Here is a 23788-nt window from a genome sequence, read left to right as displayed (position 1 = left end):
CGACAGTGGCCTATTGCCAATGGTGAGGGTGGGGACGTGGCCCGTGAGATGCGGGGGGCCCGATGGCTCTTCGAGTTCCCACCTAGGGGTTGTCCCGTATCCGATGAAGGTGCAACTCTCGCGGCTGGGCGGCTTGGCGGCCGTGCAGCAGGCCTCACGAAAGGCTCTTTGCGGTGAAGCTATTTATGGACGAGTCAGGAAACGGGAATACCTCCCAGCCGCTGATCGTCGGCGCGGTTGAACTGGGTGAAGACGCAGATGACATAGAGGGGAAGATTCGGGATTTGCATAAAAGACTATCTGCGAAGAGCAGCCTGGCCGGACTTCCCAGCTTCGAAGAGTTTCGCAAGAATGGTTTTCACAGCTCGACCGATCCACTAGAAGTCTCCGGTCCATTTCTAGAGCTCATGCGGACCATCTTCTTTCGATCATACATGGTCGTAACCGATCGAACAGGTGTCCCTAGCGACACGGAATCCGGGGCGATCGAGTCCATGTATGTGAAATTGCTGAGTGATCTATTGATCCGTCATCGCCGCGAATCTGAGTTGCTTTGCTACATAGAACAGAGCGAGGGCATGGCGGCAATCATTCGTCGACTTCCCGGTAACGTCGCCAGGCAGGCCTACAAAACGATCGGCAAAGCCACACCATTGCCGCAGTTGAAGATCACAATGGTCGCCAAGAGTGACTACATGTCTACGGCCATCATCGACTATGTCATGGCAGCAGTAAGTAGATGGCTCCAAGCGGGCTGCACCACAAAACCGAAAGACTGGGCCTATAGGGCATTCCGCGAGATCGAGCCGTCCATTTCCATGCTCTATTCATTCGAGCACGGTCGCATCTCTAGCCGCAAAGACCCACTTCATTGAAGCATGATACAATCGTGCGTGCGAGGTAGGGTCGCGGTCAACGTTGTGCGCGAGTTCGCGTGCGTTGCATGATAGTCCTTGCATGGGAGTGCGACCCTACCTCGCTTTGTCCCATCACAGGGGGGGGCAGTGCCATACTTGGTTGATGACCTGGCGGAGCAAGCCGGCGTATCGGTCGAAATTCTAGAAGCGCTATCCTTGGCTCTTCCTGCGGGCGCCGGGCGGCTCTACGATCAGCGGATATACCGCAAGAAGCACGGCGGAATACGAGAAGTATTCAATCCGAGAGAACCCTTCGCTACCATTAGCAAGAATTTACATCGAAGCTTTCTACACCTGTTCTCGTATGATCCGCCCAATCATGTTCACGGATTTGTTCGCGGACGTTCTACGATCAGCAACGCCAGTCAGCACCTAGCAAAACCGTGCGTTTTGCGCATCGATCTTGAGGATTTCTTTCCGTCAATTGGCGCCGCAACAATAAAGACTACGTTGCGAGAGCAAGGCTACGAAGAGAAAGCCGCGGACATTGCCGTCAATCTCGTCACCATCGGCGGCAAGCTACCAATCGGACTTAGTACTTCACCCCTCTTGTCCAATTTGGCCTTCCTGGGCACAGACCGGTCCCTCGCCGAGTACGCACAGTCAGAGGGCTTGTCGTTTACGCGCTATGTGGACGATCTGACATTCTCCGGCGATGTCACTGACCGCCATTCAGTGGATATCGCTCAAATCCTCGACGACGCCGGCTGGTCGGTAAACACGCGCAAAACCGCTTTCATGCGCCGCGGCGGTCCGCAATACGTCACTGGTTTGTATGTCGGCGATCCGGACAGGCCACGGATCCCGCGTCAGGTAAAGCGTAAGATGCGATGGATCTTGCATGTAATATCGAAATTCGGTTACTACACCTATATGAAAGAGTTCGGCGGCGCGGGCGAGGTGATGCTTCGGAATCGCCTGTTGGGCTGGGCATGCTATATCGCCGCAGTCGAGCCAGACGTCGGTTACCCACTACTGCGGGCATTCGATGAGCTGGTTCCGGAGCCGGATGAGGATATATACGATCTCCTCTACTAGATCTGCACCCATCACCGGGCCGTCTGTGGGCCGTCCGAGGGTGGCCAAGGACTACCAACAACGACGAACAACGACAGTGTCCTCGCAGGTCACAGCGGCCTCCTGAATAGGGCCCCGAGGTAGCGGCGCTGCATCATCACTTCTTCGACGTGTGACAGACGCGCTGACGCGCTGACCGAGGCCCCGCCGCTCCCCCGGGACGGCGGGGCCTCGGCGTGCGCGGGCCCGGGTCGGTGCGGACGCCGGCGGTACGACCCGGCCCGCTTCCGCCATCCGTGCAACCTTTCCCGCTTCCCAGGCTTCCTATTGTCGGGAGATCATCCCTCCGGACCGTGTCGGACGAGAGAGGTTGAACGGGGATGTCGGAAAAGGACGACTGGGAGCGCGAGTTCGATCACACCTGGGCGAACTCGGCCGAGCACAAGGAGCCCTCCGCCCGGGCCCGGATGCTCGCCGCCCGCTGGAAGGAGAACCCGCCGGAACCGGCACCCTTCCGCGCCGACCCGGACCCGGTGCCGCGCCGGTCCTCCTGGGTCTCGACGGCCGTGGTGCTCGGCTGCGTGGCCGTGGTCATCGTGCTGCTGGGGTACGCGCAGATGCGCTCTCCGTACTGACCCTTTGCCCCGCCTAGGGCGGTTCCGGACCACTTCATGGGAATCGGCAGGTGCACACTGGACAGCGGGACGAGTGCCTGACTGCGGGGTGATGCAAGATGCAGAGCCGGTTCCGGAGCGATCGGCGACTGACCGTGCGCATGGGTCTCACGCTGTTCCTGCTCGGGCTGCTGTACGTGGGCTTCGTCGCCGCACTGATCGTGCTGCTGAAGTCCTGGGTGCTGGTCGCCGTCCTGATCGGGGCGCTGTTCGTGGCACAGTTCTGGTTCTCCGACCGGATCGCGATGTTCGCCATGCGCGGGCGGGTCGTGGAGCGGGAGGAGTATCCCGAGCTGCACGCCGTGGTCGACCGGCTGTGCGCGATCGCGGACCTGCCCAAACCGGTGGTCGCCGTGTCCGCGATGGACATGCCGAACGCGTTCGCGACCGGGCGCAGCCCCGACCACGCGGTCGTCTGCGTGACCACCGGGCTGCTGCGCCGGCTGGAGCCGGCGGAGCTGGAGGGCGTGCTCGCGCACGAGCTGTCGCACGTGGCGCACAAGGACGTCGCCGTGATCACGGTCGCGTCGTTCCTCGGGGTGCTCGCGGGCCTGATCGTGCGGTTCGCCTTCTACTCCCAGGTCTTCGGCTCCGGCCGCCGGGACCAGAACACCGCCGCCGTCTTCGCCGCGGTCCTGGGCGTCTCGGCGGCCGTGTACGCGATCAGCTTCCTGCTGATCCGGTCGCTGTCCCGGTACCGGGAGCTGGCGGCCGACCGCGCGGCGGCGCACCTGACCGGCCGGCCCTCGGCGCTGGCGGCGGCGCTCACCAAGGTCTCCGGGGAGATCGCGCGGATCCCGACCAAGGACCTGCGCACGGCCCAGGCGTTCAACGCGTTCTACTTCACCCCGGCGACCGGCCGGGAGCCCGGCATCGAGCGGTTCTTCTCCACGCACCCGACCCTGGAGCAGCGGCTGGAGCAGCTCGGCCGGATCTCGGCGGAGCTGGGCGAGGCCGCCACCCCGGGGAAGGCGGGCTGACCGGTGGGTCTGCTGGACATCCTGCTGGGCCGTACGAAGCCGGTCGCGCCCGATCTCGACCAGCTCTTCGCGCTGCCGTCGGCGGCCGTGACGCTGGAGGTGGCGGCGGGCTTCACGCCGACCGGGGGCGGGGCGGTGTGCTTCGCCACGGTGGAGGGCGCGGCGTTCGAGCAGATGCACCGTGAGGTGCAGGCGCTGCTGGACGCGGACATCGACCGGACCGGTCCGCCGGTGGAGCTGCGCCGGGACGCCTACGGCTACTCCTGGCTGGTGTCCCAGCGCTCCCCCGGCCAGCTGCCCGAGCTGGTCAACGATCTGCACGCGGTGAACAGTTCGCTGGAGGTCAACGGCTTCGGCCCGCAGCTGCTGTGCTCGCTGGCCGGGTTCACGGACGGCACCGGCCGGAAGCTGGCGCTCGTCTACCTCTACAAGCGCGGCACGTTCTATCCGTTCGCCCCGCTGCCCGGCGCCGCCGAGCGGCGGGACACCGCGCTGGAACTGCAACTGAAGGCCACACTCGGGAACGACCTGCGGATCGAGCAGGACCTGGGCCGCTGGTTCCCGGTGTGGGGCGCCCCCGGCCTGTGACGGCCGGCGACGCCCCGCTCACTTCCTGCTCTTGTCCCGCTCCTGCCGCCGGACCTCGAAGGGCCGCTCGCGGCGGTAGCGGCGCTCCCACTTGGCCTGCCGGTCCCGGCGGTCCCGGTACGCCCGGTAGCTGTCGGGCAGGGCGCCGGTGCCGGCCGGCGGGGTGGTGCCGGGCGAGCCACGGCCGTGCGTCGCGTACAGATACAGCAGGGCGACGGCGGCGAGCCACCAGAGATGGTTTCCGGTTCCGAGGATCACCAGGACGACGGTCCCGGTCGCGAGAATGCCACGCATGACGGACCTCCGTGGGGTGAGTCGAGGGGGCTTGCTTCTGTTTGCTCAGCGTAGGGAGGTCGTTACGGTCGGTGCACCCCGTTTTTCCGGGGCGGGGACGGGCGTGAGTGAATGGCCCGCATGGACGAACTCACCGCTTTCAGCTACCAGTACGACGGCGAACGGCTCAGCGGGGTGGGCGCCGGACGGCCGGGCCTGACCACGGCCCTCCTGCTGCACGGCGCGGGCAACGGCAGCAAGCAACGGCTGCTGCCGCTCCTGTCCGACTTCGCCGCCCGCGGCTGCCGCGCCCCGGCCTTCGACTTCTCCGGCCACGGGGAAAGCACGGGCCACCTCGCCGAGTTGAGCCTGCGCCGACGGTACGAGCAGGCGGTGGCGGTGCTCGACGCGCACGTCCCGGGGGACGACCCGCTGATCCTGGTCGGCTTTGGCAATGGGGGTCCCCCCGCGCGAGCGAAGCCGAGCGTGGGGAGGTCAGACCGTGGCGGATCTCGTACGGCACTACGGGCGCCGGGTGGCGGCGGTGGGCCTGTGCGCGCCCGCCGTCTACACGCCCGAGGCCTGGGACGTCCCGTTCGGCACCGGCGAGGGCCGTTTCTCCGAGCTGATCCGCACGCCCGGGAGCTGGCGCGACTCCCCCGCCCTGGAGGCGTTCCGCACGTACGAGGGCCGGGCGGTGCTGGCGGTCCCGGGCACGGACACGGTCATCCCGCCGGCGGTGACCCAGGCCGTCCAGGACGCGCTCTCGGCCCGCGCCGACTACGCCCGCCTCGAACTCCCCGACGCCGACCACATGCTGGGCCTGTGGCTCCACGACCACCCCGAGGACCGCCGGGAGTTCGTGAAGACCCTGCTGTAGGCCGCCCGGAGTTCGCGCCCGAAGGAGCGCGGGGCCGTATCCCTGTGCGGCTGCGCCACGTGGCGCGACGAGCCACGACGGCGCGGCGCCGGACGGCGGACCTCGCTCCCCCGCGCGCGTTGTCAGTGGCACCGGCGACCATGGCGACAACGCACCGCAAGCCGAAGGGGAGGCCGACATGGCGGAGGAACGGCGGCACATCGATGTGGCGGAACGGCGGGCCCGGCTGGCGCTACGGCACCGGCTGGCCGGGACGGCACGGGTGGCGACGCCCGAGGAGGTCGCGGCCTGCCTGGTCGCCCTGCACGGCTCGGACCCGGCGACCGTGCACCTGGCGGTGGCCGCCCGGCTGACCGATCCCGCGAAGGCGGTGCAGGAGACCGAGCGGGCGCTGTACGAGGACCGCACGCTGGTGCGGATGCACGGCATGCGCCACACGGTGTTCGTGTTCCCCGCGGACCTGACGGCCGTCGTCCACGCCTCGACGGGCCTGACGGTGGCGGCCCGTGAGCGCGCGAGCCTGCTGCGGGACATGGCGGGCGCCGGCGCCCCGGACGCGGCCTGGCTGGCGGAGGTCGAGGAGGCCACGCTCGCCGCGCTGGCCCGGCGCGGCCAGGCGACGGCGACGGAGTTGGCGGCGGACGAGCCCCGACTGCGCGAGCGGTTCGCCTACGCGGCCGGGAAGAGCTACGAGGGCGTCCACACGGTCTCGACCCGCCTGCTGCGCGTGCTCGGTGTGGAGGGCAAGGTGGTCCGGGGCCGCCCGCTCGGCTCCTGGACGTCCAGCCAGTTCCGCTGGGCGCCGGCGCCGCCCCACCCCGAGCTGGACGCGGCCGAGGCCCAGGCGGCCCTGCTGCGCCACTGGCTGCGGGCGTGCGGTCCGGCCACCGAGGCGGACCTGAAGTGGTGGACGGGCTGGACGCTCAGGGAGGTCCGCCGTGCGCTGGCGGCGACCGGCGCCGAGGAGGTCTCCCTGGACGAGGGCACGGGGTACGTGGGCGCCGGGGACGCGGAGCCGGTGACGGGCCCCGGCGCGCCCTGGGCGGCGCTGCTGCCCGCGCTGGATCCCACGGCCATGGCCTGGCGGGAGCGCGACTGGTACCTGGACCCGGCGCTGCGCCCGCTGCTCTTCGACCGCAGCGGCAACGTGGGCCCGACGGTGTGGTGGAACGGCCGGGTGGTGGGCGGCTGGGCCCAGCGCGCGGACGGCGAGATCGTCTGGCGGATCCCCGAGGAGGGCGTCCGCCGGGAGGCCACGGCCGGGGTGACGGCGGAGGCGGAGCGCCTGCGCTCCTGGCTGGGCGCGACCCGGATCACCCCGCGCTTCCGGACCCCGCTGGAGCGGGAACTGACGGCGTGACGGGTACCGGGTGCCCCGCACCGGCGGCGCGGGACACCCGGCATCACGGCCGGCTCAGCGCGAGTAACGCATCAGCGCCCGCACCATGTGGCAGGTGGTGTCGGACGGCGGGCGCATCCCGATCCGCTCCGCCGTGCTGCGGATCGTCTCGTTCCGGGCCTGGTCCGGCAGGTACACCCCGGAGTCGAGCAGGGCTATGGCCAGGCGCATGGCCTTCAGACGCCGGTTGTGCGTGACGTACCACTCGCGCGGCCGTCCGGCCGGCAGCGGTCGCTTCGCCACGGGCTCGTAGGGCGAGTCGAACAGCACGGAACGCTGGGCGGTGGACTGGGTCGGCAACGGCTTCGGCTTCAGGGCGGCAGCGGGCACAGGCATCCTCCTGTCGCGGTCAGGGCGCACACCGGGGTCCGGCGCGCACCCTCGAACACTGCTTCTATTCTACGGGCCACCACTGACAAAAGCCCCTGGCCACAAGGGCTTTCGGGGCTCCAGTGACGGGGGTGCAGAACGGGTTTCGCGTACCGTGTGCGGCATGGAGATCTGGATCAATCCCGCCTGTTCCAAGTGCCGCAGCGCGATCAGCCTGCTCGACGCCGAGGGGGCCGAGTACACCGTCCGGCGCTACCTGGAGGACGTGCCGAGCGCCGAGGAGATCAGGGCCGTGCTCGACCGGCTGCACCTGGAACCGTGGGACATCACCCGCACCCAGGAGCCGGTCGCCAGGGAACTGGGGCTCAAGGAGTGGCCGCGCGACGCGAGCGCGCGGGACCGGTGGATCACGGCGCTCACCGAGCACCCCAAGCTGATCCAGCGCCCGATCATCACCGCGGACGACGGTACGGCGCTGGTGGCCCGCAGCGAGGAGGCCGTGCGGGAGGCCCTCTCCCACAGCGGCAAGGATCGAGCGACTGAGGACGGGTCAACTCCTGCGTGACGCAGGTCACTTCACTGACTCCTGTAACCGCTGAGTAACCTCGTTCGGTATCTCGTACATAGCGGCGTACGCTCCCCTACCTCTTCAGGAGGCGCGCATGTCGCGCAGGAGAACTCTCGGTACGAAGAAGAAGCTCGCGCTGCTCGTCAGTGCCGCGGCGGTGGCGGGCGGCGGGGCCTTCGCCCTGGCGTCCACCTCCAACGCCGCGCAGAGCCCGCCGAACGCCAAGACGCTGTCCGCCGGGGATTCGACGGTCTGCCAGGGGCTGGCCACGGCCCTCGGCAACAACGAGCGGTTCATCGCGGACCAGAAGGCGAAACCGGACGCGCAGTCGGCGGCCCGGATCGCCAACCGCCAGGCGGTCATCGAGCAGATCAAGGTCCAGCAGAAGGCGTCCGGTTGCACCGTTGGGGAGTCGGCTCAGGGCTCCCAGGCGGCGCAGGGCGGCGACGCCGGGCAGGGCGCGGGCCAGCAGCAGGGCGGCCAGCAGGGCGGCGGTCAGCAGGCCGGTGGCGCCCAGCAGGGCGGCGGTCAGCAGGCGGCCGGTGAGCAGGTGTGCAAGGGCTCCACCGTGACGCTCTCCGGCGAAGGCGGCGCCCCGGCCGCGTCCAGCAACCAGTTCCCGGCGGGGACGACCCTGAAGGTCACCAACCTGGACAACGACAAGTCCACCACGGTGAAGGTGACGTCCGTCTCCGGCAGTTGCGTCCTGCTCAACAACGCCGCCTTCGAACAGGTCCGGGAACCGGGCAAGTTCCTCATCCGGCGCGCGGTGATCGAGAAGGTGGGGTGAGGCTCAGGGAGCCGACAGGAAACCGGTGAGGTGACGGATCAGGGCCGGCGGTGCCGACTGCGGCAGCGCGTGGTGGGAGACGTCCGGCAGGACGGCCGTCTCCACGCGCGGCAGCAGCGCGCCGGCCCGCGCCACCACCTGATGCGGGTCGTGGGTCCTGCTGTTCGCGGCCACGAGCAGCAGGACCGGCACCCCGAGGCCGCGCAGCGCGTCCGGCGCCGGGCGGGGGCCGGTCACCGGCTTGGCGGCCGGGAAGCCGGCGGCGGCCTCCTGGAGCGCCAGCCAGTCGGGGTCCAGCACCGCTCCCCCGGTCTCCCACTCCAGGAAGGCGCGGATCCGGCGGGGCGCGGGCCGCAGCAGCATCGGCAGCGCGTGCAGCAGGTACGCCGTCTTGAACCCGGCGAAGCACTGGGTCGGGTCCAGGAGGAACAGACGGCGCACCCGGGCGGGCGCGCGCAGCGCGTGGTGCAGGGCGATCCAGCCGCCGTAGGAGTGGCCGCCGACGTCGGTCACGGTGACGCCGAGGCCGTCCAGGACGGCGTCCAGCCAGTCAGCCAGGTCGGCGACCGTACGGGGGTGGCGGTCGCCGGCCCGGCTCAGCCCGGGCGCGCCGGGCAGGTCCACGGCGTGCACCCGGCGGATCCGGGCGAGGTCGGCGGCCTGCGCGTACCAGGAGGCGGAGGTCGCTCCGCCGCCGCCCGGCAAAAGGAGCAGCGGCGGCGCGTCACGCGGGCCGCAGACGGTGACGTGGGCCTCGCCGAAGGGCGTGGCGACCGTCAGCGCCTCGCGGTCGGCCGGCCATTTCGCCAGGACCTCGTCGTACGCAACCCGGTACGCCGCACGGTCGTGTCCGGTCATGGCGCCTCCCCCTATCATCTCGCTCAGCAAGATATTCGCCGAGCGAGATGATAGCCGGGAGGCTCCGCGTGTCCACCCCGTCCGGCCCCGCCCCGGGGCCCGAGCTGGAGATCGTCCACCTGCTGCGTGCCGCCACCGTCGAACTCGGCCTGCACAGCGCCCGGTTCGCGCACCGCAACGGCATGCACCCCACGGACGTGCGCGCCCTGATCGCGCTCATGGACGCGCGGCGCGCGGGCGAGGAGATGAGCGCCGGGCGTCTCGGCGCCGCGCTCGGGCTCAATTCGGCCGGTACGACGGCGCTCGTCGACAGGATGGAGCGGGCTGGGCTGGTGCGGCGGGCGCGCGGGGAGCGGGACCGGCGCAGGGTCGTCATCGAGGTGGAGGACCGCGCGGTGGAGCTCGGCTGGGCCTTCTTCGGGCCGCTGATCGGGCGGTCGGTGGAGCTGCTGCGCGGTTACGACGACCACCAGCGGGCGGCGATCCGGGACTTCCTCACCGGCGTACGGGAGGCCACCGCCGAAGCGGGGTGAACGGCCCCCTTACCTCACCCGGCGCGGTCTCACCACGTGAGCCGGAGCACAGAATCACCAGGTAACACGGGGTTCACAGAGGAGCAATGACCGGGAAATGGCCTGTTGACAGGCTGCCCGGCAGATCGAGCGGCGCACCGGTGCCGCAGCGCCGCACCACTCGCGACGACGAGTGAGCCCGACCCACCCCCGAAGGAAGTGGCCCCGTGACCTTCAAGGCTGAGTACATCTGGATCGACGGCACCGCGCCGACGGCCAAGCTGCGTTCCAAGACGAAGATCATCACGGGTGCCCCGGCCGGTCTCGACGCGCTGCCGATCTGGGGCTTCGACGGCTCCTCCACCAACCAGGCCGAGGGCCACTCCTCGGACTGCGTGCTCAAGCCGGTCTTCACCTGCCCGGACCCGATCCGCGGCGGCGACGACGTGCTGGTGCTGTGCGAGGTGCTCGACACCGACATGCAGCCGCACCCGTCCAACACCCGCGCCGCGCTGGCCGAGGTCGCCGAGCGGTTCGCCGCCCAGGAGCCGATCTTCGGCATCGAGCAGGAGTACACCTTCTTCGACGGCTCCCGCCCGCTGGGCTTCCCGGAGGGCGGCTTCCCGGCCCCGCAGGGCGGCTACTACTGCGGTGTCGGCGCCGACGAGATCTTCGGCCGGGAGATCGTCGAGGCCCACCTGGAGAACTGCCTGAAGGCCGGTCTCGGCATCTCCGGCATCAACGCCGAGGTCATGCCGGGCCAGTGGGAGTTCCAGGTCGGCCCGCTCGCCCCGCTGGAGGTCTCCGACCAGCTCTGGGTGGCCCGCTGGCTGCTGTACCGCACCGCCGAGGACTTCGGCATCTCCGCGACCCTGGACCCGAAGCCGGTCAAGGGCGACTGGAACGGCGCGGGCGCGCACACCAACTTCTCCACCAAGGCCATGCGCGAGGGCTACGACGCCATCATCACCGCGTGCGAGTCGCTCGGCGAGGGCTCGAAGCCCCTGGACCACGTGAAGAGCTACGGCGCCGGCATCGACGAGCGGTTGACGGGTCTGCACGAGACCGCGCCGTGGGACAAGTTCTCCTACGGCGTCTCCGACCGCGGCGCCTCGGTCCGCATCCCGTGGCAGGTCGAGAAGGACGGCAAGGGCTACATCGAGGACCGCCGCCCGAACGCCAACGTCGACCCGTACGTGGTGACCCGCCTGCTGGTGGACACCTGCTGCGCCGCGCTGGAGAAGGCCGGCCAGGTCTGATCCGTCCCGCCGCCTCGGAGGGGCGTCCGCCGTCACGGCGGACGCCCCTCGCGCGCGTTGTGCCCCCTCCGCACCCCGCCGCTGTCCGAGGAGTGAGACGGCGATCCGGCCACCCACGGGCCGCGGCAACTCGCTGACCAGGGCGGAAAGCCGAGGTTCACGGTGGACGCGACGTCAATTTCTCGCCAAGGAAGCGTCCAAGCAGTGAGAGCAGGCTCCTGCCCGGCGCACGCCTCTGCTTCAATGGGCCCATGGCCGGCTTCCAACAGATCACCGCGACGGGTCGCCACGACCTCGAGCCGTTCTGGCCTTCCCGTCAGCACCACGACTTCGACCGTGTGTGTTGCCGCGCGAGGAACGCGCGGGCCCTCTAAAGCCGTACACCCCGGCCTTCGGCCAGCGCGGAACGACGTACGTCCTCCGGCGCGCCCGACCACGAATCGCGGCCGCCGCACCTTCCGACGAACTCCTCGCGCGAAAGAGCTGACCTCTCATGGCGACCTCCCGTTCCCTCTCCACCGCCGCCCTGACCGCCCCCGCCGCGAACGGCACCCGGCACCGGCTGCGCGCCGTCGACCGGGACGAGGTGGTGGACGTCGCGGACTTCCTGCCGCCCGGCGCCACCTGGCTGCCCGCGCCGCAGCACACCCTGCCCACACTGCCGGGCCGGCCTCCGATGGTCGGCTACCTCGTGCTGGTCCCCGCCGACCAGCGGCCCCCGTTCCTGCCGGTCGCGGTCCCGGAGCAGCAGGAGGCCGAGGCGGACCCCGGCACGGACGCGCTGGTGCGGATCGACGCCGTGCGCCGCACCGCCAGCGTCGACGGCCGTGAACTCGACCTGACCTACCTGGAGTTCGAGCTGCTGGCCCACCTGGTGGCGCACCCGCACCGGGTGCACACCCGCGACCAGCTGGTCAGCACGGTGTGGGGCTACGGCCACGTCGGCGACGGCCGCACCGTCGACGTCCACATCGCCCGGCTGCGCCGCAAGCTGGGCGCCGAGCACCGCCAGGCGATCCAGACGGTGCGCCGGGTGGGCTACAAGTACACCCCGCCGACCACCCGCTGACCGCCCCACCACCGCCAGGGCCCGGCCGCCGGGCCCTGGGCCCCGCCGCCCACTCCGGCCCCGCCGGGCCCCCGGCCTCCAACGACTACACGGCCCCAGTGGAATTCGGGCCCCGCCGATCGCTCGGTCCCGGCGGGGCCCCCGGCCGCCAACCACCGCTCGGGCCCGGTGGGACCCCGGGCTCCAACAACCCCACGACCCCAGCAGAATCCCCGGCACCACCAATGGCTCAATCCCGGCGGGCCCGGCCGTCAATCGCCGCACGAGCCCGGCGGGACCCCGGGCTCCGCCGATCCCTCAATCCCGGCGGAAGCCCCGGCCCCCAATCACCGCACGAGCCCGGCGGGGCCCCGGGCTCCGCCGATCGCTCGGTCCCGGCGGGCCCGGCCGCCAATCACCGCACGAGCCTGGCGGAATCCCGAGTTCCGCCGATCCCTCAATCCCGGCGGGAGCCCCGGCCTCCAACCACCGCTCGGGCCCGGCGGAATCCCGAGCTCCGCCGATCCCTCAATCCCAGCGGAAGCCCCGGCCCCCAATCACCCCACGACCCCAGCGGAACCCCCGACACCGCCAATCACCCAATCCCGGCGAGAGCCCCGGCCCCCAACAACCCCACGACCCCAGCGCAAGCCCCGGCTCCGCCAATCGCCCAATCCCGGCGGAAGCCCCTGGTGGGCCCCCGGCTCCGGTGTCCCCGCGGCGACGCGCCCTCCTCGCCGGCCGTTCTGCCCTCGGCAGAGCCCCGCGCCGCCGCGGCCCCGGACCGGGCACGATCCCGGCATGAGACTTCTTGTGCTGGGCGGGACGGAGTTCGTGGGACGGGCCGTGGTGGAGGCCGCACTCGGACGCGGCTGGGAGGTGACCGTCTTCCACCGGGGACGGCACGCACCCCCGGCCGGGGTGCGGTCGCTGCACGGCGACCGCACCGCGCCAGACGGTCTCGCCACCCTCGCGGCGGACGGCGGCGAGGGCTGGGACGCCGTGGTCGACACCTGGTCGGCCGCTCCGCGCGCCGTGCACGAGGCGGCCCGGCTGCTACGCGGCCGGGCCGGACGGTACGCGTACGTCTCCAGCCGGTCGGTGTACGCCTGGCCCTGGCCGCGCGGCAGCGCGGAGGACGCCCCGCTGGTCGAGGGCGCCGCCGCGGACGCCGAGGCGACGGACTACGCGCGCGACAAGCGCGGCGGCGAGCTGGCAGCCGTCGGTGCCTTCGGCACGGCGGACTCGCTGCTGGTCCGGGCCGGGCTGATCCTCGGCCCGTACGAGAACGTCGGCCGGCTGCCCTGGTGGCTGACCCGGATCGCCCGCGGCGGGCCGGTCCTGGCCCCCGGCCCGCGCGAACTGCCGGTGCAGTACGTCGACGTACGCGACCTCGCCGACTGGCTGCTCGGCGCCCTGGAGCGCGGGCTGTCCGGGCCGTACAACCTGGTCGGTCCGCCCGGCCACACCACCATGGGCGAGCTGCTCCAGGCGTGCCTGCGGGTCACCGGCGCGGACGCGGAACTGCGCTGGACGGACCCGGAGCCGATCCTGGAGGCCGGGATCGAGCCGTGGACCGAGCTGCCGGTGTGGGTGCCGCCGGGCGGCGAGATGTACGACGCCGTGCACGGCGCGGACGTGTCGCGGGCGGTCGCGACGGGACTGCGGTGCCGGCCGGTGGGCGAGACCGTCGCGGACACCTGGCGGTGGCTGACGGAGATCGGCGGCAGCGCGCCCCAGCGTCCGGACCGGACCCGCAAGGGCCTGGACCCGGAGGTGGAGGCGAAGCTGCTGGCGCGGGCCGGGGGTGTACCTGGCACCACCCCCGAAGAGGGGCCCTCGGACGACTGACCCGCCCGCGGCCGTCGGCAAGACTGACGGCATGAACACCGACAAAGACAGAGCCGCCTTCCGCGCCCGGGCCAGGGAGGTGCTGCTGACCGCCGTGCAGGGGCTGGTGCTGGCCGTCGTCATGCTCCCGTGCGGTGTGGCGTTCCTCGTCCTGACCCTCGTCTCCGTCGCGCTGATACCGCTCGGCGTCGGCCTCTTCACCACCCCCGCGATCCTCACCGGCGTCCGGGCGCTGGCGGACACCCGCAGGAGGCTCGCGGCTCAGTGGTGCGGGATCCGGATCCCGGCGGTGTACCGGCCGCTCCCGGAGAGCGCCGGCCCCTGGACGCGCACGGTCGCACTGCTCCAGGACCCGCAGGTACGGCGGGACGTGCTCTGGCTGCCCGTCGACATGACCGCGGGCTTCGTCACCGCGCTGGCGCCGGCCCTGCTGGTGTTCTACCCCTTCGAGGGCTTCGCGCTGGCGGCGGGGCTGTGGCGGACCATGACCGGCGGCCCGTACGGGAGTTACGGGCCGTACTGGTACGCCTTCGTCCCGGTCGGCGGACAGGCGACGGCCCTCGCGGCAGGCGCTCTGGGAGCCGTGCTCCTCGTCGTCGCCTACCGCTTCACCCCGCGGCTGCTCACCGCCCACTTCCGGCTCACCCGGGCCGTGCTCGAGGGCAGCCAGGGGGAACTCGCCGAGCGGGTCCAGGTGCTGACCGAGACCCGGCGGGACGCGGTCGACACCTCGGCCGCCGAACTGCGCCGCATCGAACGGGACCTGCACGACGGGGCACAGGCCCGGCTGGTCGCCATGGGCATGGACCTCGGCACGATCGAGATGCTGGTCGAGCGGGACCCGGCGCAGGCGAAGAGGCTGATCGCGCAGGCCCGCCGGAACTCCGCCGAGGCCCTGGAGGAGCTGCGCGACCTGGTGCGCGGCATCCATCCGCCGGTCCTAGCCGAACGCGGGCTGGGCGACGCCGTACGGGCGCTGGCGCTGCGGCTGCCGCCGGCCACGGAGGTCACGGTGGAGCTGCCCGGCCGTGCGGACGCGCCGGTCGAGTCGGCGGCCTACTTCGCGGTCAACGAGGTGCTCACCAACGCGGTCAAGCACTCCGGCGCCGACCGGATCTGGGTCGACGTGCACCACACCGACGGCCGGCTGCGGGTCACCGTCACCGACAACGGCCGGGGCGGGGCGGTGGTCGGGGCGGGCTCGGGACTGGCCGGGATCGAACGCCGGCTCGGTACATTCGACGGCGTCCTGGCCGTCAGCAGCCCCGCCGGCGGTCCCACCATGGTGACCCTGGAGATCCCGTGCGTGTTGTCCTAGCCGAAGACCTCTTCCTGCTGCGCGACGGGCTGGTGCGGATGCTGGAGGCGTTCGGCTTCGAGATCGCGGCGGCCGTGGAGTCCGGACCGGAACTCGCCCGGGCGCTCGCGGAGTTGCAGCCCGACGTCGCGGTGGTCGACGTACGCCTGCCGCCGACGCACACCGACGAGGGCCTGCAGTGCGCGCTCGCGGCGCGGCGGGCGCGGCCGGGTCTGCCGGTGCTGGTCCTCTCCCAGCACGTGGAGCAGCTTTACGCGCGCGAGCTGCTCGCGGACGGCAACGGTGGGATCGGCTACCTGCTGAAGGACCGGGTGTTCGACGCGGAGCAGTTCATCGACGCCGTACGGCGGGTGGCGGCCGGCGGTACGGCCATGGACCCGCAGGTGATCCAGCAGTTGCTGTCCCGGCGGTCGGCCGGCGAGACGCCGCTCGGCCGTCTCACCCCGCGTGAGCGGGAGGTGCTGGAGCTGATGGCGCAGGGCCGCTCCAACGCCGGCATCGCGGCGCAGCTCGTGGTGACGGAACGGGCGGTCGCCAAGCACACCTCCAACATCTTCGCCAAGCTCGGACTCGAGGTGTCGGACGACGACAACCGGCGCGTCCTGGCGGTCCTCGCCCATCTGGACCAGGACCGGTGACCTGCCAACTCCCTTGTTGCCGTGAGGAATTTGCGGGACCGGTGAACACCTCTGGGACGGCGCCCGTATGTAGGGGCGCCGCTTCACTCCTGTCGGGCGCCTCGATGCTGCCCCGCAAGGAAGTCAGAGGAGTTCCATGGGACGCAACACACGAAAACGCCGTACGCCGCTGGCCACCAAGGCCATAGCCGCATCGGCGGCCCTAGCGCTCGGTGGGGGCGGGCTGATCTGGGCGAACTTCTACGCCTCGGCTCACGAGTCGGACAACCAGTCGTGGGGAGGCAACCAGACGAAGGCCGCGACGGCGCAGGTCGCGACCATCTCCTGCCCGGACGTGGGCCAGAAGCTCACCAACGTGCCGGCGCAGGCCCGTACCGAGGTCGCCGGGGAACTGGCCAACCTCGACCGCCAGATCACCGACGCCTACCAGCGGCTGGCGACCACGCGGGACGCGCAGGCCAGGGACGCGAGTTTCGTGCAGAACTCCATCCTGCAGCCGCTCCAGGACCGGCGGAAGGTGATCCTCGACCGGATCAAGCTGGAGATCACCCGCGTCGGCGGCACCGCTCCCAGCAGCCTGGACACCCTCGCCACCTGCACGACGCAGAACGCCAACCAGACCACCGCCGGCGGCCAGCAGCAGAACGGCGGCCAGCAACAGGGTGGTCAGCAGCAGGGCGGCCAGCAGCAAGGTGGCCAGCAGCAGAACGGCGGTCAGCAGCAGAACGGCGGCCAGCAGCAGGGCGGCCAGCAGCAGGGGCAGAACGGCCAGCAGGGCAACATCGGCGGGCAGGCCGGCAACGGCCCGGTCGCGGCCGACTTCGTGGACATCACCAAGGTCCAGGCGAACGTCAAGGCCAAGCCGCGCGCCGGCCGCAACGCCTCGACCGGCACGTTCACCACGCGCTGCGGTGTGAACGCCAACAAGAACCACAACACCGACAACGTGATCGTCGCGCCCGGTGTGGCCAACGGCGCCCACCACCTGCACGACTACGTCGGCAACCAGAAGGTCAACGCCTTCTCCAGCAACCAGACGTTCCTCCAGGCCGCCACGAGCTGCCAGAACCAGAACGACCTGTCGTCGTACTACTGGCCGGTGGTCCGCGTCCAGGACGGCACCCAGGACTTCGACCAGAACGCCGACGGCGGTGGCAAGGAAGGCAACGTCGGCCGCATCCTGACCCCGGTGCAGGCGCAGATCAAGTACGTGGGCAGCCCGCGGAGCAAGGTCGTGGCCATGCCGCAGTTCCTGCGGATCATCACCGGTGACGCCAAGACCACCACCAACGGTCTGGCCAACGCCAACGCGCACTGGAGCTGCACCGGCTTCGAGAACAAGGTCCAGCTCACCACGCAGTACCCGATCTGTCCGCAGGGCAGCAAGGTGGTGCGCACGTTCGCCTTCCAGAGCTGCTGGGACGGCCAGAACGTCGACAGCGCCAACCACCGCACGCACGTCGCGTTCGCCGACGCGAGCGGCAACTGCCAGAACGGCTTCAAGGCGATCCCGCAGCTGACGATGCGCCTGGTGTACAACATCACGCCGCCGACCGTCCAGAACGGCCAGGTGAAGAACGCCTACGCGGTGGACGGGTTCCCGGAGCAGCTCCACAAGGCGGCCACGGACCACGACGACTTCATCAGCGTCACGAAGAACGGTCTGGCCAACAAGATCGCCAACTGCGTCAACCGCGGTCAGAACTGCTCGTGATCCCGTAACGGGCGCAGGACAGAAGGCCGGTGACGAACCCCCCTCCCGTCACCGGCCTTCGTCGTGCCCGGGCGCGCTCGTCAGCCGCCGTGCGCGTGGTGGTCGGCGCCGTCCTCCAGGTCGCCGCCGAGCGTGCCGCGCAGCGCCTTGACCACCCCGTCGTCGCCGACGGCGACCCACTTGCGGCCGACCAGGTAGTGACCGCCGTAGTCCTTGGCGTCGTTGATCCACTCGCGCTGGCCGCGGTCGGTGGCGAAGGTGGCGAGGATGAATCTGCCCTCCCCGGTACGGCAGATGGCCTGGCGGATCTCGTCCGCGTCGGTCTGCATGTTCGGCTCGCACTTCACCTCGGCGGCCAGATGCTCCAGGCTGCCGGTCGCGGTGGGCGGCACGGACTCCGTCTTCCCGCCCGAGCCGCAGCCCGCCAGCGTCAGTACGGCCGCCGCGCCGAGCAGCAGTCCTGTCAACCTCATCTGTTCCTCCGGTCCGGTGTGCCAAGCATGCCCCAGCGCCTTCGGATACGGCTCCCGCGCGCGCTGCGCTCAAATCCGGTGACCGGGGGCGCACGGCTGTGCGAAGGTGACGCGGTGAACCAGAACTGGGAAGACCGCGTGACCGCCGCCTGGGCGTCCTTCGACGAGTATCCGGAGGAGCGCGCGCACGAGTTCCGCGCGCTGATCGACACCCTCGTCGCCGAACTGCCGGACGACAGCCCGCTCGGTCCCTTCGAGCAGGCCTGCGCCTGGGACTCCACCGGGCACTCCGACAAGGCGGTGCCGCTGTACCGGGAGGCGCTGGCCCGCGGACTCGACGGGTACAAGGGCCGTCGGGCGAAGATCCAGCTGTCGAGTTCGCTGCGCAACATCGGGCAGGCGCAGGCGGGCGTCGAGCTCCTCACCCCCGAACTGGACGCGCCGTCGGACGAGTTGGACGACGCGGTGCGGGCCTGTCTCGCCCTGTGCCTGTCCAGTCTCGGCCGCGACCGCGAGGGCCTGTCCCTGGTGCTCGGCGCGCTCGCCCCGCATCTGCCGCGCTACCAGCGGTCGATGGCGAACTACGCGCGGGCCCTGGTCGAACCCCGGGTGTGAATCACTCGTCCGGCGGTGACCAACCGCCGGCTCGCTCGTTCTCCCGGACGTGCAGTCACAGGATGTATCCCAGCGTCACGCACCATCCCCCGCCGGGAGCGCCGGCCCGGTCGACGTCGAGCAGGCCGAGGCCGCGCTCGTCGAGCACTACCCCCGGCTGGTCCGGCTCGCCTACCTGGTGCTGCCGCCGGGCCTCGGCCGCAGCCGCCGGGTCCTGACCGCACACGCCCTCGTCCAGCGCGCCCTGCCCCGGGGCCGCAAGCAGCCGTCCGTGATCCCGGCCCAGGCCGCCGGCCGGGAGGGCGACCCCGGGTACGCCTACCTGCGCGAGCGGGTCCTGCGCACGGCCCTGGAGACGGCCCGTCCCCGCAAGGGCCTGCCCCGGCTCATCCCGCCGCTGCTCCCCCAGGTCTGGGGTCTCAGGCTGTTCCCGCGCTCCGGCGGCGCCGACGAACTCGCCCTGGACCAGCGGCTGTCCGCGCTGTCCGGCCCGGCCCGCGCCGCCTACGTGCTGCGCGGCCTGGAGAAGCTGCCCGACCCGGACATCCGCGACCTGCTCGACGCCACCGGGGTGACCGACCCGGGCGGCGCGCTGGCCTCGGCGAACAGCGTGCCCATGCAGCCGGGGCTGCTCTCCTCCCCCGAGTTCGACCCGTGCTCGCTGCAGGCCCGGCCCACCGATCTGATGCGCCGCCGCCAGCACACCAAGGCCGCCCTCGCCGCCGCGGCGGCGCTCGCGGTGTGCGGCGCGCTGGTCGCCCTGCCGGGCGACGGCTGGGGCCCCGACGGCGCCGCCGCGCCCTCGTACGCCGAGAACCCGGCCGCCGAGGCCGCCCTCGACCCCGGCAAGGTGACCCGGGCCGCCCCCACCGCCTGGCGGACCTCGGCCCGGACCGACTTCTCGGTGTGGCCCGCGCGCGGCCCGCTCACCGGCGACAAGGCCCTGCTGCGCCGCGCCCTCGCCGTCTGGGCCCGCCCCGGGGACAGGGTCCGCGTCTCGGCGACCCCCGGCACCCAGACCGGCGGCCCGGCCGGCCCGCCCCAGCTCCTGTACGCGGGCGAGGTCGACGCCGCCCGGGTGGTGATCCTCTACGACGGCCTGCGCATCGCCCGCTACGCCGAGCCGGGGAACGGCACGCAGGGCGCGGCGCTGGACTTCGCCCGGGTCGACGGCGCGACGGGCGCCGGGGCGAGCGCGCTGGTGCTGGGCCGCTCCGACGGCAACGTCCGTTACCTGACCGCCCCGTGGGTGACGAAGGCGGCGCAGCGGGACCTGACGAAGCCGGACGCGGCCGCGACACCGCTCGTCCTCGCCGACGGCGTCACCGCGCCGCTGGCCAGCCCCGCCGTGCGGACCGGCGGCTGCACCTCGTGGACCGTGCTCCAGCTCACCGACGCCTCCGGCACCCGGCTCACCACCGACCTCGGCGAATTGGTCCCGGCCCACCTCACGGCCGGGCGGCCCGGCGCGGCCGGGGAGGCGTCCGGGGCGTGGGGACTGCGCACCTGGGCGCCGTTCGCCTGCTCCCTGGCGGCCGAGCGCTCGTCGGGCATCCGGAGCGTGAACGCGTGGGCGTACGCCGAGCAGCCGCTGCCCGACGGCAGTGGGTCCGGCGCGTGGGTGTGCACCCGGGCGGAGACCTGGCGCGGCGACGGCACGGCCGCGCTGGCCCAGTTCCGCACGCCGGGCGGGGCGGCCGGGGCGGTCGTCGCCAAGGCCACGGATGTGCCGGCCTGCGGGCCGCGTGATCCGCATGTGCTGGCCGGGGTGCTGTGGAAGTCGGCGGCGGGGAGCTGGTACCTGCTGGCGGCGGGCAGCGAGGGGACGTCGTCGGTCTCCGCGACGGGCGGGGTCACGGCGTCCGGGCAGGGACGGCTGCTGGCGGCGAAGGCGAAGCAGGGGGCGCGGGCCGATCTGAAGGGCACCCTGGCGGACGGGCGGGAGATCAGCGGACTGCACTAGCTGACACGAGTGTCAACAAGGTGGCGCGCAAGGCTTCTCAGCGGCCCTACCCGTCAGTACATTGACGCCATGTCCAACAAGCAGCCCCGGGTGCCGCTCAAGGCACGCAAGGTGTCCTTCTCCTGGGACGGCACGCCGCTGCACTGGGTGCCGGGTGATCCCTTCACCACGCACACCATCAATGTGCTGCACCTGCTGCTGCCGGCCGGTGAGCGCTGGTTCGTGCACGTGTACAAGCAGGTGCTGCCGCTGATCCGCGACGACCGGCTCCGCGAGGACGTCATCGGGTTCATCGGGCAGGAGGCCGTGCACTCCCAGGCCCACGACGAGGTGCTGCCGCACCTGCGCGAGCTGGGGCTGGATCCGACGCCGTACACCGCGCAGGTCGACTGGTTCTTCGAGAAGCTGCTCGGCGACCGGACCCTGCCGCCGGGCAGGCCGCGCAGGTGGTGGCTGATGGAGCGGGTCGCTCTCATCGCGGCCATCGAGCACTACACGGCGTTCCTGGGGAACTGGGTGCTCAACGCGGAGGAACTGGACCGGCGCGGTGCCGACCCGACCATGCTGGACCTGCTGCGCTGGCACGGCGCGGAGGAGGTCGAGCACCGCTCGGTCGCCTTCGAGCTGTTCACGCACGTCGACGGCGGTTACCGCCGGCGGGTACGGACCTGGGCCACCGCCTTCACCGCGTTGGTGTTCCTGTGGCAGCGCGGGACCCGCTTCTTCATGGAGAACGACCCGACCCTCGTCGACGGCAGGGCCACGTTCAGGGACTTCCACGTCCGTGGCAGGCGGGGCCTGCTGCCCGCGACCGGGGACATACTCAGGTCCGTCCCCCGCTATCTGAGCCGCGGTTACCACCCTTCGCAGGAGGGCGACACCGAGCAGGCCGTCGCCTACCTGGCCGCCTCGCCCGCGGCCACGGCGGCGGAGAAGAGGGCCGCGTGACGCCGAGGCCGCTCACCGTCGCGCTCGTCGCGGGCGCCGCCCTGCTCACCCGGGGGGCGCTGCGCCGCCGCGTCCGGGTCTCGCCGCTGTGGCCGCTGCCCGCCCTGGAGGAGCCCACGTCGGGCCGGCCGCGCCCGCGGGCCCTGCGGCTGCTGGTCACCTCGCACGAGACGGTGGCCGACGGGGTCGTCCGACTCCGGCTCGCGGGCCGGGACTTGCCGCGCTGGGAGCCCGGCGCGCACATCGACCTCGTCCTGCCCTCGGGGCTCGTCCGGCAGTACTCGCTGTGCGGCGATCCCGAGGACACCTCCTCGTACACCGTCGCGGCCCGGCTGGTGGAGGACGGGCGGGGCGGCTCGCGCGAGGTGCACGAGCAGGTGACGGAGGGCATGGAGCTCCAGGTGCGGGGGCCGCGGAACCGCTTCCCGCTGGTCGAGGCGGGGTCGTACGTCTTCGTCGCCGGCGGGATCGGGATCACCCCGCTGCTGCCGATGCTGCGGGCGCTCCCGGACAGCGCCGACTGGCGGCTGCTCTACGCGGGACACGAGCGGGCCTCGATGCCGTTCCTGGAGGAGGTCGAGAAGCTGGGCGGCGGCCGGGTTACCGTCGTGGAGGGGCGGCCCGACCTCGACGCGCTGGAGGTGGGCGACGGGACCGCCGTCTACTGCTGCGGCCCCGAGGGGCTCATGGCGGCCGTCGCGGAACGCTTTCCGGACGTCCGGCTCGAACGGTTCGCACCCCGCGCCGGCGTCGGCGGCGACGGCGACGGCGACGGCGACGGCGACGGCGACGGCGACGGCGAGTTAACGCTCGAACTGCGCCGTTCGGGGCGGACGGTGACGGTTCCCGCCGACTCCACCGTGCTGGCCGCCGTACGCCGGGAGCTGCCGGACACCGTCTACTCCTGCGAGCAGGGGTTCTGCGGGACCTGCCGGCAGCGGGTGCTGGAGGGGGAGATCGACCACCGGGACGAGCTGCTGACCGACGCGGAACGGCGCGACGCGATGCTGATCTGTGTCTCACGGGCACGGAGTGATCGCCTGGTGCTCGACATGTGATCACGGGCGGCCGGAACCGATCGGTAAAGTGTTCGTATGAGTACCGGGGTTCGCCGCAGGATGGGTGTCGAGGAGCGACGGCAGCAGCTGATCGGCGTCGCCCTCGACCTGTTCAGCCGACGCTCGCCCGACGAGGTCTCCATCGACGAGATAGCTTCGGCGGCGGGCATCTCACGGCCACTCGTCTACCACTACTTCCCGGGCAAACTCAGCCTGTACGAGGCCGCGTTGAAGCGTGCGTCGGCGGATCTCGCGAGCCGTTTCGCCGAGCCGCACGAGGGCCCGCTGGGCGCCCGGCTGCTGCGGGTGATGGGCCGCTTCTTCGACTTCGTGGACGAGCACGGCCCCGGTTTCTCGGCCCTGATGCGCGGCGGCCCGGCCGTCGGCTCCACGACGACCAACGCGCTCGTCGACTCCGTCCGGCAGGCCGCGTACGACCAGATCCTGTCGCATCTGGGCGTGGCCGAAGCCTCTCCGCGCCTGGAGCTGGTCGTCCGCTCCTGGATCTCGCTCGCCGAGTCCACGGCCCTGATCTGGCTGGACGGCCGGCGCATCCCGCGCGCCGAGCTGGAGAGGCAGCTCGTGCACGACTTCGCCGCGCTGGCCGCCGTCAGCGCCGCCTACGACGAGGACCTGGCCGTCCTGCTCCGCACGATGGTGAAGGGCGAGCCGGCCGACGGCCCCTTCGCGGAGCTGGTCGGCCGGCTGCTGTCCCTGGCGCCCTGACCTACCGGTCGAACTTCCGGTACGACGGGTCGAGGTCGCGGATCTCGACGGAGGCGTGCAGGGTGAACGCCGCGTCCGCCACGTGCTCGCGGAGCAGCTCCAGCACCGTCTCCGTCAGCTTCGCCTTCGTCTCGTCACCGCGTCCGGCGAGGAGCCCGATCGTCACGTGCACGACGGCGTGCCCGCGCGCCTCGGGGTCCTCGTACCCGAACACCGTGTACGCGCTCGGCCGGAACTGCGTCTTGCAGGCCTCCGGCTTCGCCGCCGCGATCTCCACGGTCGCCTCGTGCAGCGCCCGGGCGAAACCCGCACGGTCGAAGGCGTTCTCCATGGTGTCGGAGTAGTCGATGGTGATCTGCGGCATGCGCACTCCTGTTCTACGGCAACGGCC

General features: G+C 71.5%; 26 protein-coding genes. 21 read left to right on the top strand and 5 right to left on the bottom strand.

The annotated features are described in order from the left end of the window. Positions 1–173: 173 nt before the first annotated feature. The 5 genes from OO52_RS51035 to pspAB all read left to right on the top strand — a co-directional run bounded on the left by OO52_RS51035 (position 174) and on the right by pspAB (position 4176). Positions 174–875 carry a hypothetical protein gene (locus tag OO52_RS51035; RefSeq protein WP_158712578.1) on the top strand — a complete coding sequence of 234 codons (702 nt, stop codon included), beginning with the start codon at positions 174–176 and terminating at the stop codon, positions 873–875. A gap of 138 nt (positions 876–1013) precedes the next feature. Next, entirely contained in the window at positions 1014–1955 is a 942-nt protein-coding gene (locus OO52_RS48045; protein WP_158712577.1) for a reverse transcriptase family protein, read from the top strand. A gap of 359 nt (positions 1956–2314) precedes the next feature. Continuing rightward, positions 2315–2569, top strand: coding sequence for a hypothetical protein (locus OO52_RS29730; RefSeq protein WP_030656612.1), 255 nt, complete (start codon positions 2315–2317; stop codon positions 2567–2569). Positions 2570–2667: 98 nt separating this feature from the next. After that, positions 2668–3588 (top strand): zinc metalloprotease HtpX, encoded by a 921-nt coding sequence (gene htpX / locus OO52_RS29725; protein WP_030656610.1) that lies wholly within the window; start codon positions 2668–2670, stop codon positions 3586–3588. Positions 3589–3591: 3 nt separating this feature from the next. Beyond that, positions 3592–4176, top strand: a complete 585-nt coding sequence (gene pspAB, locus OO52_RS29720; protein WP_030656608.1) for a PspA-associated protein PspAB — start codon at positions 3592–3594, stop codon at positions 4174–4176. A gap of 18 nt (positions 4177–4194) precedes the next feature. On the opposite strand, the gene OO52_RS29715 is transcribed toward pspAB, so the two are convergent. Continuing rightward, entirely contained in the window at positions 4195–4470 is a 276-nt protein-coding gene (locus tag OO52_RS29715) for a hypothetical protein (protein ID WP_030656606.1), read from the bottom strand. Positions 4471–4951: 481 nt separating this feature from the next. Between OO52_RS29715 and OO52_RS54695 the strand changes: the two genes are divergently transcribed. Both OO52_RS54695 and OO52_RS29705 read left to right on the top strand, forming a co-directional pair. Beyond that, positions 4952–5329 carry a hypothetical protein gene (locus tag OO52_RS54695; protein WP_420711438.1) on the top strand — a complete coding sequence of 126 codons (378 nt, stop codon included), beginning with the start codon at positions 4952–4954 and terminating at the stop codon, positions 5327–5329. A 178-nt stretch (positions 5330–5507) separates the two neighbouring features. Then, entirely contained in the window at positions 5508–6689 is a 1182-nt protein-coding gene (locus OO52_RS29705; RefSeq protein ID WP_030656604.1) for a winged helix DNA-binding domain-containing protein, read from the top strand. Positions 6690–6743: 54 nt separating this feature from the next. Here OO52_RS29705 and OO52_RS29700 read toward each other — a convergent pair whose 3' ends face one another. Further along, the gene (locus OO52_RS29700) at positions 6744–7058 is read right to left on the bottom strand and encodes a hypothetical protein (protein ID WP_030656602.1); all 315 of its coding nucleotides are present in this window, start codon (positions 7056–7058) and stop codon (positions 6744–6746) included. 163 nt (positions 7059–7221) lie between these two features. Here OO52_RS29700 and OO52_RS29695 point away from each other — a divergent pair, with 163 nt between their 5' ends. Both OO52_RS29695 and OO52_RS29690 read left to right on the top strand, forming a co-directional pair. Then, positions 7222–7623, top strand: coding sequence for an ArsC/Spx/MgsR family protein (locus OO52_RS29695; RefSeq protein ID WP_051818984.1), 402 nt, complete (start codon positions 7222–7224; stop codon positions 7621–7623). 97 nt (positions 7624–7720) lie between these two features. Further along, a complete protein-coding gene (locus OO52_RS29690; RefSeq protein WP_030656597.1) occupies positions 7721–8416 on the top strand; it encodes a hypothetical protein in 696 nt (231 codons plus the stop codon). A 3-nt stretch (positions 8417–8419) separates the two neighbouring features. Here the strand turns inward: OO52_RS29690 and OO52_RS29685 are convergent, their stop codons facing one another. Then, the gene (locus OO52_RS29685) at positions 8420–9274 is read right to left on the bottom strand and encodes an alpha/beta fold hydrolase (RefSeq protein WP_030656596.1); all 855 of its coding nucleotides are present in this window, start codon (positions 9272–9274) and stop codon (positions 8420–8422) included. Between the two features lie 68 nt (positions 9275–9342). On the opposite strand from OO52_RS29685, the gene OO52_RS29680 reads away from it, so the two are divergent. The 7 genes from OO52_RS29680 (at position 9343) to OO52_RS29650 (ending at position 17614) form a co-directional block, all read left to right on the top strand. Next, positions 9343–9807: a MarR family winged helix-turn-helix transcriptional regulator gene (locus OO52_RS29680; protein WP_030656594.1), complete on the top strand. Its 465-nt coding sequence runs from the start codon at positions 9343–9345 to the stop codon at positions 9805–9807. Between the two features lie 206 nt (positions 9808–10013). Beyond that, positions 10014–11045: a glutamine synthetase gene (gene glnII, locus OO52_RS29675; RefSeq protein WP_030656592.1), complete on the top strand. Its 1032-nt coding sequence runs from the start codon at positions 10014–10016 to the stop codon at positions 11043–11045. A 493-nt stretch (positions 11046–11538) separates the two neighbouring features. Then, positions 11539–12114, top strand: coding sequence for a winged helix-turn-helix domain-containing protein (locus OO52_RS29670; protein ID WP_030656591.1), 576 nt, complete (start codon positions 11539–11541; stop codon positions 12112–12114). A 780-nt stretch (positions 12115–12894) separates the two neighbouring features. After that, entirely contained in the window at positions 12895–13944 is a 1050-nt protein-coding gene (locus OO52_RS29665) for an SDR family oxidoreductase (protein WP_030656590.1), read from the top strand. 31 nt (positions 13945–13975) lie between these two features. Next, positions 13976–15262: a sensor histidine kinase gene (locus OO52_RS29660; protein WP_030656589.1), complete on the top strand. Its 1287-nt coding sequence runs from the start codon at positions 13976–13978 to the stop codon at positions 15260–15262. Beyond that, entirely contained in the window at positions 15247–15900 is a 654-nt protein-coding gene (locus OO52_RS29655) for a LuxR C-terminal-related transcriptional regulator (protein WP_030656588.1), read from the top strand. Before OO52_RS29660 ends, OO52_RS29655 begins: the two co-directional genes overlap by 16 nt. A gap of 136 nt (positions 15901–16036) precedes the next feature. Further along, positions 16037–17614 (top strand): DUF1996 domain-containing protein, encoded by a 1578-nt coding sequence (locus OO52_RS29650; protein WP_030656587.1) that lies wholly within the window; start codon positions 16037–16039, stop codon positions 17612–17614. Positions 17615–17694: 80 nt separating this feature from the next. On the opposite strand, the gene OO52_RS29645 is transcribed toward OO52_RS29650, so the two are convergent. Then, positions 17695–18087 carry a hypothetical protein gene (locus OO52_RS29645; RefSeq protein ID WP_030656586.1) on the bottom strand — a complete coding sequence of 131 codons (393 nt, stop codon included), beginning with the start codon at positions 18085–18087 and terminating at the stop codon, positions 17695–17697. A 114-nt stretch (positions 18088–18201) separates the two neighbouring features. Here OO52_RS29645 and OO52_RS29640 point away from each other — a divergent pair, with 114 nt between their 5' ends. The 5 genes from OO52_RS29640 (at position 18202) to OO52_RS29620 (ending at position 23397) form a co-directional block, all read left to right on the top strand. Next, a complete protein-coding gene (locus tag OO52_RS29640) occupies positions 18202–18702 on the top strand; it encodes a tetratricopeptide repeat protein (RefSeq protein WP_234317125.1) in 501 nt (166 codons plus the stop codon). A gap of 49 nt (positions 18703–18751) precedes the next feature. Then, positions 18752–20665 carry a hypothetical protein gene (locus OO52_RS29635; RefSeq protein WP_030656583.1) on the top strand — a complete coding sequence of 638 codons (1914 nt, stop codon included), beginning with the start codon at positions 18752–18754 and terminating at the stop codon, positions 20663–20665. 69 nt (positions 20666–20734) lie between these two features. Beyond that, the gene (locus OO52_RS29630; RefSeq protein WP_030656581.1) at positions 20735–21613 is read left to right on the top strand and encodes a metal-dependent hydrolase; all 879 of its coding nucleotides are present in this window, start codon (positions 20735–20737) and stop codon (positions 21611–21613) included. Then, a complete protein-coding gene (locus OO52_RS29625) occupies positions 21610–22671 on the top strand; it encodes a PDR/VanB family oxidoreductase (RefSeq protein WP_030656579.1) in 1062 nt (353 codons plus the stop codon). Before OO52_RS29630 ends, OO52_RS29625 begins: the two co-directional genes overlap by 4 nt. A 36-nt stretch (positions 22672–22707) precedes the next feature. Further along, on the top strand, positions 22708–23397 hold the full coding sequence (locus OO52_RS29620; RefSeq protein ID WP_106972082.1) for a TetR/AcrR family transcriptional regulator: 690 nt from the start codon (positions 22708–22710) through the stop codon (positions 23395–23397). A 1-nt stretch (position 23398) separates the two neighbouring features. On the opposite strand, the gene OO52_RS29615 is transcribed toward OO52_RS29620, so the two are convergent. Beyond that, the gene (locus tag OO52_RS29615; RefSeq protein ID WP_030656575.1) at positions 23399–23761 is read right to left on the bottom strand and encodes a 5-carboxymethyl-2-hydroxymuconate Delta-isomerase; all 363 of its coding nucleotides are present in this window, start codon (positions 23759–23761) and stop codon (positions 23399–23401) included. Between the last annotated feature and the right edge of the window lie 27 nt (positions 23762–23788).

Source organism: Streptomyces flaveolus, assembly GCF_000716535.1.
GTDB classification, from domain to species: domain Bacteria; phylum Actinomycetota; class Actinomycetes; order Streptomycetales; family Streptomycetaceae; genus Streptomyces; species Streptomyces flaveolus_A.
The sequence above is the reverse complement of the archived record's forward strand: the minus strand, read 5'-3'. Positions and strand labels throughout refer to the sequence as shown.